This window comes from Leptotrichia sp. HMT-225, assembly GCF_030644325.1.
Lineage (GTDB): Bacteria > Fusobacteriota > Fusobacteriia > Fusobacteriales > Leptotrichiaceae > Leptotrichia > Leptotrichia massiliensis.
This window is the reverse complement of record NZ_CP130323.1, coordinates 1803552-1816779: the sequence shown is the minus strand read 5'-3', so window position 1 is coordinate 1816779 and position 13228 is coordinate 1803552. Positions and strand designations below refer to the sequence as shown.

At 30.2% G+C, this 13228-nt stretch carries 6 protein-coding genes; all 6 read left to right on the top strand.

Going from position 1 to position 13228, the window contains the following annotated elements:
• Positions 1 to 9: 9 nt before the first annotated feature.
• The 6 genes from QU666_RS08790 (at position 10) to QU666_RS08765 (ending at position 12540) form a co-directional block, all read left to right on the top strand.
• The gene (locus QU666_RS08790; protein WP_021768153.1) at positions 10 to 291 is read left to right on the top strand and encodes an HU family DNA-binding protein; all 282 of its coding nucleotides are present in this window, start codon (positions 10 to 12) and stop codon (positions 289 to 291) included.
• Between the two features lie 611 nt (positions 292 to 902).
• The gene (locus QU666_RS08785) at positions 903 to 1871 is read left to right on the top strand and encodes an ABC transporter substrate-binding protein (protein ID WP_021768152.1); all 969 of its coding nucleotides are present in this window, start codon (positions 903 to 905) and stop codon (positions 1869 to 1871) included.
• Between the two features lie 45 nt (positions 1872 to 1916).
• The gene (locus tag QU666_RS08780; RefSeq protein ID WP_021768151.1) at positions 1917 to 2894 is read left to right on the top strand and encodes an ABC transporter substrate-binding protein; all 978 of its coding nucleotides are present in this window, start codon (positions 1917 to 1919) and stop codon (positions 2892 to 2894) included.
• A gap of 50 nt (positions 2895 to 2944) precedes the next feature.
• Positions 2945 to 4090 carry an ABC transporter permease gene (locus QU666_RS08775; protein WP_021768150.1) on the top strand — a complete coding sequence of 382 codons (1146 nt, stop codon included), beginning with the start codon at positions 2945 to 2947 and terminating at the stop codon, positions 4088 to 4090.
• On the top strand, positions 4090 to 4875 hold the full coding sequence (locus QU666_RS08770; RefSeq protein ID WP_006803559.1) for an ABC transporter ATP-binding protein: 786 nt from the start codon (positions 4090 to 4092) through the stop codon (positions 4873 to 4875). Before QU666_RS08775 ends, QU666_RS08770 begins: the two co-directional genes overlap by 1 nt.
• Positions 4876 to 5868: 993 nt before the next feature.
• Complete coding sequence (locus tag QU666_RS08765; protein WP_304984804.1) at positions 5869 to 12540, top strand: autotransporter-associated N-terminal domain-containing protein; 6672 nt, start codon at positions 5869 to 5871, stop codon at positions 12538 to 12540.
• The last annotated feature ends 688 nt before the right edge of the window (positions 12541 to 13228 follow it).

Genomic DNA, 13228 nt, shown 5'->3' with positions numbered 1-13228 from the left:
GGAGATATAATGTCAAAAAAAGAATTTGTAGATGCTTATGCAAAAGCAACTGGAGAAACTAAGAAAAGAGCTGAAGAGTTAGTAAATGCTTTTTTAGGAACAGCAGAAGAATTCTTAGTAAAAGGTGAAAGTATCCAATTTGTAGGTTGGGGAACTTTTGAAGTAAAAGAAAGAGCTGCTAGAGAAGGAAGAAATCCATCAACTGGAAAACCAATCAAAATAAAAGCTAAAAAAGTTGTAAAATTCAAAGTTGGGAAAAAATTAGCTGATAAAGTTGCTGACGCTAAATAATAAAATATTCTATTTTTAATAAATTAAAGCTATCTTGAAGATTGTTTATTTTTTCAAGATAGTTTTTTTTGTTTTATTTTTAATTATTTAGATAAACATTTATTGTAATTTTAAGTTTTAATGATAAAAAAATGTTTTTCATAATTTTTTAGTTTTTCTTTGTTTTAAAGCAAAGGGGAACAGTCGCCATCCCCTTTGCAATCCCGGCTTGTCTAAGAATTTTCTGGAAATAAAAATTAAACTCGCTTTGCTCAAACAGAAATTTTTATTTCCAAAAAATCACGACATTTTTAGTTTAATTAAAACAATTGATTTAACTAAAACAAAAAATAAAATCAAGAAAAAATATTTATTAATCAAATAAAATAAAAATTAAAGAAGATTTTATTTAATTTAAAAATGAAAAAATAAATCAAAAAAGTTATTAAAAGGAAATAATAATATTGCTTTAAAGAGAAAAAAATGTTATTATTTTATAGTAGGAAAAAATATTATCTAATTTTGCTGAAAGGATAATATTTTATTAACTCAAAACTTTAAAATAGATTTTAAAAATTATTTTGAATGTTCTGAGAAAATTTGTAGGATAGTAGGAAAGAGAGGAAAAATTGATGAGAAAATTATTGATTTTAATTAGTGCGTTGACACTTATGGTTTTAAGCTGTGGAAATTCAGGTAGTGAGAATAAAGGTAGCAGTGGAGCTGGGACAGGCTCTAAGAAGTATAGAATTGGAATTACACAGATTGCATCACATCCAGCACTTGACAGTGCAAGGGAAGGATTTAAGGCTGCTTTTAAGGAAGCAGGAATTGAAGCTGATTTTGATGAGAAAAATGCAAATGGAGAAACAGCTAATGCAAATTTGATTGCTAATAACTTTGTTAGTTCAAAAGAAGATTTAATATTTGCAATTGCGACAAATGCAGCTCAGCCGGCGGCACAGGCTACAAATGATATACCTGTTGTATTTGCAGCAATTACAGATCCGCAATCAGCTGGAATTTTGAAAGATAATGTAACGGGTGTAAGTGACAGAATGGATGTAAAACAGCAATTGGGATTACTGTTAAAATTAGATTCAAAAATAAAGACAGTTGGAGTACTTTACAATTCTTCGGAACAAAATTCAAAGGTTCAAGTGGAAGATTTGAAAAATGCGGCAAAGGAACTAGGAATAAATATTGTTGAAAAAAGTATTGTTCAAGCAAATGAAATACCTCAGGCGGTAGATAATCTAGTTAGGGAAACAGATGCAATTTATTTGCCAACAGATAATCTTGTGGCATCTGTTGTAAGCTTGATTACAGATAAAGCAACCGCAGCTAAAAAAATAGTATTTGGTGGGGAAGCGGCTCATGTAAAAGGCGGAGCTTTGATTACACAAGGTGTAAGTTATTATGAAATAGGAAAAGAAGCTGGTAAAATGGCAATTGAAATTTTGAAAAATGGTAAAAAACCAGCTGAAATACAGTTTAAGACAATGCCTTTAAATGAAATTGTGGTAAATGGAAATACTCTTAAGACGCTTGGAATTTCGTTGCCTGAAGATGTAAAAGCCAAAGCACAGATTGTTCAATAAAATTTTGATAAAAAGATTTAGCGAGATAATAGGAAAGGAAGAGAAATGAAAAAAATATTATTAGTAGTTATAAGTTTATTAATGGTATTGGCATGTGGAAACAACGAAAGCAATACTGTCAGCGGAAATAAAGGTTCACAGTCAGCTGATAATAAACAAGTTTATAAAATTGGTGTAACACAGTTCATGGAACATCCATCACTTAATTTGGCAAAAAAAGGATTTGAGGATGCATTCAAGGAAGCTGGTATAAATGCAGATTTTGATGAAAAAAATGCAAATGGGGAAGTAACAAATGCAAATTTGATAGCTTCAAATTACAAGGCAGATAAAAAAGACCTAGTATTTGGGATTGCAACACCATCTGCACAGGCGTTGGTAAATAATATTTCAGATACTCCAGTGCTATTTTCAGCTGTTACAGATCCAGCAAGTGCAAAACTTTTGAATCCAAATGTAACAGGAACAAGTGATAAAGTAGAAAATATTGCAGTACAATTGGATTTACTTTTGAAAATAAAGCCTGATGTAAAAAAAGTTGGAGTTCTCTATAATCCATCAGAACAAAATTCGGCCATTCAAGTTCAGGAAATTCAAAAAATTGCCAAGGAAAAAAATATAGAAGTTGTGTTGCAGGGAATAAGCAATTTTGGTGAACTGGCACAGGCTACTAAAAATTTATTGGGAGTAACTGATGCATTGTATTTACCAACAGATAATCTTGTTGTATCAGGGGCAAACTTTGTCGCTTCCGAAGCGATTGCAGCTAAAAAACCTGTAATTGCAAGTGAAAACTCTTCTGTGGAACTGGGAGCATTGTTTACAATGGGACTGGACTATTATGCATTAGGAAAACGTACTGGAGAAATGGCAATCGAAATTCTTAAAGGGAAACCTGTTTCTAAAATTCCTTTTGAAACTTCAAAACAAATGAAACTGTACGTAAACCAAAAAACAGCACAGGCATTAGGACTGGATATAAAGAATCCTATGTTTAATGGAGCTGAATTTGTAGGTAAATAAATAACAAATCAGAGAAAACAGAACAGAAAAGAAAGAGAGAAAAAAGTTAAATGAATGAATTATTAGTATTTTTACAAAGTCTTCCAGAGGCTTTTAAAACAGGGTTTATATATTCGATAATGGTTATGGGAGTGTATTTGACTTATAAGATACTGGATTTTCCTGATATGTCGGTGGATGGAACATTTCCGCTTGGAGGATTTGTATTTGCGGCATTTGCACTTTCTAAAAATGGTTTTTTTGGAATAACAAGTCCGATTATGGGTCTTATTTTGGCAGTAGTGTGCGGAATGATTGCAGGATATATTACAGGAGCATTGCATGTTTATTTAAAAATTAATGGATTGCTTTCAGGAATTTTGGTAATGACGGGACTTTACAGTATAAATTCCAGAATTGTTGGAATGCCTAATGTGTTTATCTCACCAGAAAGAAGTATTTATGAAATAATTTCTTATGAAAAGAATTTTATACCTTTTATAATTATATTTGTTATTTTACTTATTTTAAAAGGTCTTTATGATTATAAAATAAAAGAAAATAAATATATGATCAGAAGTCTTATTGTTTATATAGTTTTTGTAATTGGATTGATAATTTATGTTGCGAATACAAAAGATGTAAAACTTATGCTTACAATACTCATTGCATTTGTTATAAAAATGATTGTTGATTATATCTTGACATCAAAATTTGGATTTGCATTGAGAGCATTGGGAAATAATGAACAGCTTGTAGTAAGTCTTGGAGTAAATGAAAAGAGATTGAAAATATTTGGATTAATGCTGGCAAATGGAGTTGTGGCATTAGCAGGTGCGTTATTTGCACAAAATATTAAAGTTGCAGATTTGCAGTCTGGAGTAGGAACAATTGTTATTGGGCTTGCGGCAATCATTTTAGGACTTGGGGTATTGAAAAAATCACAAGTAATAAATGAAATTTCGATTGTTACAATCGGTTCTTTAATGTATTATTTCATAATAAATCTAGCTCTAATGTCAAATAGCTGGACAAGAAATATGTACGAAGGGCTTCATTTCAGTGATAATGTTATAAAGATACTGGAAGTCAAGCCAACAGATGTAAAAGTTATAACAGCGATAATTCTTGCAGTAATTTTATGGAATGAGTTGATTCAGAAAACTAAAAAAGGTAAGAAAAAAGTAAAATTGATTGAGAAGGGAGAGGCAAATTAATGATAGAGTTAAAAAATTTACATAAAACTTTCTTCTCTGAGCTGGGAACAGAAAAACAAGTATTTAAAGGCTTGAATTTTACAATAAATGATGGTGATTTTATAACAATTATTGGAAGTAATGGTGCTGGGAAGTCTACACTTTTGAATGTATTAAATGGACAGATTATTCCAGATGGCGGGAATGTTGTTTTAAACGGAAATGATATAACAAATGTAGAACAGCATAAAAGAGCAAAATGGATTTCGCAAGTTTATCAAAACCCAACAATGGGAACAGCTCCATCAATGACAGTGCTTGAAAATTTGTCAATGGCTAAAAATAAAGGAAAGCGTTTTAACTTTACCTTTGGATTAGATGTAAAAAATATTGAATTTTATAAAAAGCAATTGGCAAGTCTGGGACTTGGATTGGAAAATCAATTGTTTACACAGGTAGGGCTTTTATCTGGTGGACAAAGACAATGTTTATCATTAATAATGGCAACTTTGAACCGTCCAGATATATTATTATTAGATGAACATACAGCAGCGCTTGACCCTCAAACTTCAGAAATAATTTTGGAAAAAACAAAGGAAATTATTGAAAAAAATAATATAACAAGCCTTATGATAACACATAATATGCAAGATGCCATAACTTATGGAAATAGGCTTATCATGCTTCATGCAGGAGAAGTAATTTTTGACATAAAAGGTGAAGAAAAGAAAAAACTGACGGTGGAAAAGCTGCTTGAAATGTTTAAAACAAAAGATGCGAAGTTATCTGATAAAGATATATTTTAAACATAGAATAGCATTAAAACATAATCTAAGGAACTGGATGATAAAATCAAAAGTTTTTGGATTATGTTTTTTTTATAATTGTTTTGTATAAAAATATTATTTAATATTTGATAAAAAAGTATTTAAAAATTTCTATAATTTGAATATTTTAAATGAAGAAATATTTGACTTTTCCCAAATTAAATTTTTATTCAAAACTTATAGAAAAAATTATAATTTTTGATTTCTTAAAAAATATTTTATAAAAAAAATTATGAAAAATTCAAGAATTAAGTTATTATTCTATTAAAAAATATAGTTATCATAAGTAATTTTGAAGAGTAAATGCGTCGGATTTTTTGCTCTGAAAATTGTTGTTACTAATGTATAAGGAATATTAAATCAAGTCAAGTAGTGAAAGTGAAAATTGATTATCTATTTTATATTAAAAGTTAAAAATAAGAAAAATTGTCTATTTTGTCTTTGAATTTAAAAATACAGTAAGAACTAGAATAAAGTATCACGAAAATATTCTGAAATAGCTAAATATTAAGAATTATGGGTATAAATAAAATACAAAAAATATAAGAATGTTGTATGAATTGGGATGAGTTTTAAAATAAAGAATATAGAGATTATAAGTGAATAAGGAGCAAAATCCTTTGAAAAAAATTAAAAACAATTAATAAAAAAAGTGTTGACAATTTTTGAAAATACATTTAAAATGTTACAATAAATTATTTTTTTAAAATAGTATATTTCAAATTTTTGTATTTAAAACTAATAATGTAGTATTTAAGTAAAGTGGAAAATTATAATAAGTATATTTTAAAAGCTGAAATTCACTTAAAATCACTAAAATCACACTTTTTTAAAATTTTTTTCAATATCTATGCTTAAATATTATAAATATCAAAACTTTTCCTAATTTCTTATGAATAGTAATTTTGAATATGTTTTTACAATACAAATTATAAAAATATTTTTTAATAAAGAAAAGGAGAAAAAGAGTTAATGAAAAACAATCTTAGAAAAATTTCACAAGAACTACGTGCATTTGCAAAAAGAACAAAAGATTTTAAATATACAAACTCTGCATTAATTGCATTTTTAATGACAGGAATGCTTTTTGTGTCAGCTAATATATTTGCAGAAAATGCGGATACAGGAATTAAAAATCAAGTTAATCAAATAAACACGTCTATAAATCAAATACGAACTGATTTTAAAAGAGCGAGAAAAGAAAATAATAAATTAATGAAAAATACAACATTGGAACTGACTCAACTAATGGAGCAAGGAGATCATGTAACAAAATCACCTTGGAGCAGCTGGCAATATGGAATGAATTATTTTTATAATGACTGGCATGGAAGTTTTAAAGGAAAAGGAAATAAAGTTGACAATGTCATTTACAAAAGAGATCAAACTTTAAATAGATATATCGCAAAACCAATAAGTGAAGGAAGTGCAAACAACACAACAACATTAGGATTTGCTTACGAGCCAAATGCAGCAATTCCAATAAGTGCTTCAATCACACCAAAATCAATAACAAAAACTAATCCAAATATTCAAAAGAATGTGGCAATTGCAAGTTTGCCGTCGTTTGAGCCAAGAGTTGTAGAAGCACCAACAGCACCAACAGTACTACCGCCAGATCCAAGTATTACTATAAATTTAGTGCTTAATGCTGAATCAAAGGGAAGTGGAGCAAAAACATTAGCTGTAAACAATGGAAGTGGTTCGAATAATAATGGTGTCTTTGAAGGTGTGACAGTCTTAGATGGGACAATTAGAGCAGTTAGAACTCAAACTAATTATTCAACTTGGAGTTATACAATAGATGGTCTTAAAGTAGTGAATACCTCTGCTATAAATATTGCTTCTTCAGTACCAGAGTTAAATGGTAAAGGTCCAGGAACAACTACAACAGTAACAAATCAAATTACTGGTTCTGAAACTAGGAAAAATGGTTTTTTTCAAACATCTGGAAATGGAAATTATCCTAGCTCATTTATACTAAATAATGCAACTGTTAATTATATTAGTCAAACTCCGTCAACTCAAACGGAAGAATTAGTTCATCAGGATGTGCATCATGGAATAAATGCTGCTACTGTTAGAACAGCAATAACAACTTCTACATTAACAGACTTTACTGCAGATTTTAATGATATTGTTGCTACAAACATTTTTGATAGTAAAGGAACTACACTAGATGAATATAATGTGTTTGGTAATAGTGGTACAGTTACTATGACAGGTCCGTCTGCTTCTTTTTCTAATAGTTATATTCATGAAGACAATAGTAACGGAGTAATTATTAATAGAGGTAAAATAGAATTAAATTCTACTGATGCTGATGGTCATGGGATTTTTGTAGTATCACCCCATGTTTATTCAACGAAAGGACATCAGTATTATTATAACGGGAGCACTGGGAATATAACTTCAAATACTGAAAAAACAGCAATTTTATTTATAAATAATAGTATGGCAAAAAGATACATAGGTTTTACAAATAAAGGAACAATAAAAATAACTAAACCTGAATCAGTAGGAATATATTTAAAAGTTGATAACGGAACGGCAGTTCATTTGAATTTCTCTGATGATACTTCAGATGGAAAACAAGAAACAGTAGGTGCTGCTCTTCCAGGAACTGCGACACGTACGATGACTTATGTAACAGGGAATACTGGAAAAACTTACAATAAATTAACTGGTGTAATTACAGATGGAGCAACTGCGGAATCTCATGCAAAACCAATAGAAATTAGTGGAGATAAAAGTGCGGGATTATATGTTCCAGTAACAAACAGTTTCTTTAATGGTGTTTTTGCGGCAAAATTAACTAATACAGGAAATGAAGGAGAAGATCCGACTACAAAGAAATTGATAAAATCTGGATCAGCAGGTATATATACAGCTTCATCTATGGATTTGCAAGGGCATTATATATTCTTAGAAAATGGTTCAAATAATGTTGGAGTTTATCCGACTGATAGTAATGCGATAGTAAATTTAGGACTTGGTAGAGTTCGAATGGATGAAGGTATCAGAAATACTGGTATAGCTGTTAAGGGTAATGGTAGTGTGTATTCTGAAAGTGAAATGCTTTTAAATGGAGGAGTAGGAAATACTGCTATATTCGCACAAGGGACATCATCAAATGTTGTGTCAGCAAAAAGTATAGAAACTGGAAGTACTCCGACAACAGATGCAATATATATTTATGCTGATGGAACTAAAGTAAAAACTCATGAAGATAAAGGTGGATTGAAAGTAAAAAGTCAAATTAGTACTATAAATCCAATTGTAGCATACGATGCTTCAAATCCGGAAAAAACTGGACAAACAACAGGAGCTGTTTATGCTGTAAATGGGGCAGAAGTTGATATTAGTCGTAGTTCAGCAAATACTTTTGGAAGTGGAGCAAATGTAGATATAACTGGAGCAAATGTAACTGAATATGATTCAGCAACTGCTACATATAAACCAACAAAGAATTATACTGGATTTGGTTTATTTGCATCTGATGCAAATACTAAAATAAAAGCCAAAAATAACACTATTAAAGTTACAAATGGATCTACAGCAGTAGCTTCAATAAAAGGAGCTGATGTAAATTTAGAAGACGGTAAAGTATCTTATACTGGAGAAGGTTATGCTCTTTACACAGGAAATCCAGATATATCAGGAAATACAGGAACAATTGATTTGACAAATGGAACTTTAGAATTAGGTGGAAAATCTATTGGTTTTGTAAAAGACGTTTCAGGGCTTAATAATTGGGTAATTTTAACAAATGCAACAGTAAATGTATTATCGGATGATGTTATAATAGCTGATTTGAAAGATACTTCAGGTTCTGGAATGGTATTAAATGCGACTAATAGTACACCAAGTTTGAAAGATCAAGTTCTTGGTTCAGGTGTAACTGTAACTGCTGCAAGTGGTATTACAAAATATAAATATGCTTTAGTTGATGGAGCTACTATAAATATTAAAGGAGATATTGATAAAGCTGATACAACAACAGGTTCAGATAGTGAAGTATTTACAAGAAGATTGCAAGTACAAAACTCTATAATTAATGTGGATTCTGGACATCAATTAAAGGCTCACCTTGACACTACAGAATTATCTTCAATTAATACAAGTTTAACAGTACCTGTAGGACTTGATGTAAGTGCCAGCGGAAACTCTACAAGTAGAGCTACAACTGGAGTAAATGTTGCAAATGGTGCTACAATCACTGTAGACAGAACAGATAGTGGAAATGGTGGAGTAGGTGCGTATGTAAACTACGGAACTATCTCTAATGACGGAAAAATTGAAGTTGAAAAGACAACACCAAATGATTTTGCAGTAGGACTTTATGCTACAAATGGAACACAAGTCGATAATAAAACTAACGGAACTATTGAAGTTGGTGGTAAAGATAGTATTGGTATTCTTGGACTTTCATATAGAATAGACAGTAAAGGTAATGTTGTGTATGAAAAATTCGGAACGACTGGTCCATCTTCACCTATAAATAAATTAGGAACTGTAGATATTACAAGTAGTGGTAAAATTACTCTTGATGGAGATAATTCTTTAGGAATTTATGCTAAGAATAATAGCTTAAATGCTACTGGAACGAATATGGATTACGCTAAAATAGGAAATGCTTATACTCAAGCTACTAATAAAGGCGAAATTACAATGTCAGGTAAGAATGCTATCGGTATGATTACTGAAGGTGGAGTACTTACAAATGATACAGCAGGTAAGATTACAATAAGTGGACAAGAGGGAGTTGCAATGTATGGAACTTATGGTTCAATTGATCCTGCTATTGTGGCAGCACAAGGATTAACAACTGATAGATTAAGTGCAGCTCTTGTAAATAAAGGAACACTAGAACTTGCTGATACAACAGGAGCTACACCAATAATCGGTATGTTTACAAATGATGCTGATACAGAAATAGAAACTTCAGGAACATTAAATATTGGTAAGAAATCTTACGGTATTTATGGAGTTTCAAATAGTGTAACTATGTCAGGCGGAACAATCAATGTTGGAGAAGACGGAGTAGGTATCTTTGCAACAGGTTCATCTGATAAAAAATTAACATCAAGTTCAGACGTAGTATTACAAGGTGGAACAATTAATGTAGGAGATAATCAAGCAGTAGGAGTATTTATTGCAGATGATGCTACAAATCCTTTGAAAACAACAGTTACAAATACAGGAACTAATATGACTGTTGGAACAAATGCATTTGGTTATGTTGTGGATTCTACAACAGGAACTGATTTATTACTTGGTACAGCAACAAATAAATTAACAGCTTCACTTGGACCAGATTCAGTTTATGCTTATTCAAATGATAAAAACGGATATGTTTACAGTAATACTGATATTACAACTACTGGTGGAAAATCATATGGATTGTATACTGCTGGAAGAACTGAAAATTATGGAAATATTGATTTAACTGGTGGAAATGGAAATGTTGGTATTTATTCAACAGGAAGAAGTTCGGCTGGATTAGGTGCAATTAACTACGGAACAATAACAGTTGGTGGAACTGACTTAGTTGCTAAAGAATACGGTATTGGTATGGCAACAGGATACTACAATGAAACAACTGGAGCGATTTCAAATGAAGGGCTTATTGAAAATAGAGGAACAATTAATGTAGGTAAAGATAATTCAATAGGTATGTACGCTGTAGGAGCAGGTTCAAAGGCTATCAATCACGGTATAATTGATATTTCTGGTAAAAATGCAACTGGTATGTATATTGACCAAGGAGCTGAAGGGGTAAACTATGGAACTATTAAATCTACTGGAACAGCTTCAGGAATTAAAGGAGTTGCGACAGTAAATGGTGGATATATTAAGAACTACGGTACTATCTCAATTACCTCTCCTGGAGGAATAGGAATATATCAAGATGCATTGTCAGCATTAAGTCAAAAGAATGAGCCAACAGCTGGTACAGGAACAGTAAATGGAACAAAAGCGGCTGTATATTCTGCAACTTCAACTGATCAGAAATATATAGTAACGCCAAAAGGAAGTTTACTTATCCAAAATCCTCCAAAAGCACCAAGATTGACAATTAATGGAAAAGAAGTAGCACTTACAGGAGTGGATACAAATATAGCAAACCCAACGCCTGCATATGTAACAGCAGGTTCAACAACACTTGATTTATCACTGCCATTGTATGCAAATACAACTTCAAATGCACAAGTAACCGAAATTGGAATGTATGTTGATACTTCAGGAGTAAACTATACAAATCCTATTCAAGGATTAAATAACTTAATTGGACTTGAAAATATTAATCTTATTATTGGTACAGAAGCGGCTAAATATACTAATGCAAAAGCAATTGAAATTGGTCAAAATATCTTGAGTCCATATAATGATGCTATATCTTCATTGACTACAACAGGAACAACATTGAATATTAATTCAGCAGGATTAACTTGGCTTGCACAACCTGTACAAGGTACAACAAAACCTATTGAAACATTGTATATGGTAAAAATACCTTATACATTCTTCACAAGTGCAAAAGATGAAAATTCATATAATTTCCTTGATGGATTGGAACAAAGATACGGTGTTGAACCACTAGGATCAAGAGAAAGATTAATCTTTGATAAACTTAATGGAATTGGTAAAGGTGAAACTCATATCTTTACACAAGCTGTGGATGAAATGAAAGGGCATCAATATGCAAATCTTCAACAAAGAATTAATGCAACTGGAAATACTTTGGATAAAGAATTTAAATATTTGAGAGATGAGTGGAGAAACCCATCTAAACAAAATAATAAAATTAAAGTATTTGGTGCAAGAGATGAATATAGTACTGACACAGCAGGAATCATTAATTATAAAAATAACGCCTATGGTGTAGCTTATGTTCATGAAGATGAAAAAGTACGAATGGGTAACTCAAGTGGATGGTATGCTGGAGCTGTAACAAATAGATTTAGATTTAAAGATATTGGACATTCAAGAGAAGATCAAACAATGCTTAAACTTGGAGTATTCAAGACAATGTCACCAAAAGGAGATCATAATGGTGCATTGCAATGGACAGTTTCAGGAGATGTGTTTGCAGGAGTTAATAATATGAAACGTAGATTCTGGGTAGTTGACGATACTTTTGAGGCTAAATCAACTTACCATTCTTATGGAGCAGCTATTAAAAATGAGCTAGGTTATGATATAAGAATGAGTGAAAAAACACATTTACGTCCATATGGAGCATTAAAAATGGAATATGGTAAATTTAATGACATAAAAGAGAAAACAGGACAAATGAGATTGCAAGTTAAAGGAAATGACTACTTCTCAGTAAAACCTGAAGTTGGAATGGAATTTAAATTTGTTCAACCATTAGCAGTAAAAACTAATTTATCAGTAGGATTGACAGCAGCTTACGAAAATGAAATCGGAAAACTTCAAGAAAGAAATCAAGCAAGAGTAGGATATACAACAGCTGGATGGTATAACTTAGAGAAAGAAAAAGAAGATAGACGTGGAAATGGTAAGTTTGACTTAAATATCGGAGTGGATAACACAAGATTTGGAGTTACTGTAAATGCTGGATATGATACTAAAGGAAATAACGTAAGGGCAGGAATAGGATTCAGAGCTATTTACTAATTTTAATTGTTAATAAAAGTTATTGTAAGTCAATAATTTTATTTAAAAATCTATAAAAATGAAAATTAGTAGGACAATATTCCTTGTAAAAATATAAAAAATAAAGAGCAGTGAGATTTTAAGTTTCACTGTTCTTTTTTGATAAAAATTTTATTTGTAATAGAAGTTCTTTTATTATAGTATTAAAACTTAAATTTTTTTTAGTTTAGAGTAGTTATAATTTGAGTATTGATACAACTAAAAAAAAACATAAATTTTTAAAAAATTTAATATAAGAAAATTATTATGAAATACACAAAAATATAGCTTTTAATAAAAAAAAATTTAATTAGACACTTAGTAATAAAAAAGTTTAAATTTTTAAAAGGATATTTTTCGTTTTTTATTAAATCAAATTTTAACTATATAATAAAAAGTAATAAAATTAAAAAATAAAAATAGATAAAATTGAAGAAAAAATAATTGACTTTTTTGATTTCTATGGTAAAATGGGAGTGTGATAAATTTATTTTGAAAATTTTTATTTCATCATTTATAAAATCATATTTTTAAAGTTCAACTTTACTTAGAAATATTAATAATAAATAATGTGTTATTTATTAAATAATAAAGTATACAGAATATTTTATATTAAATTCTAAATTAATTTGATTGTCCAGTATATTTTTTAAAAATTCAATTTAGGTAA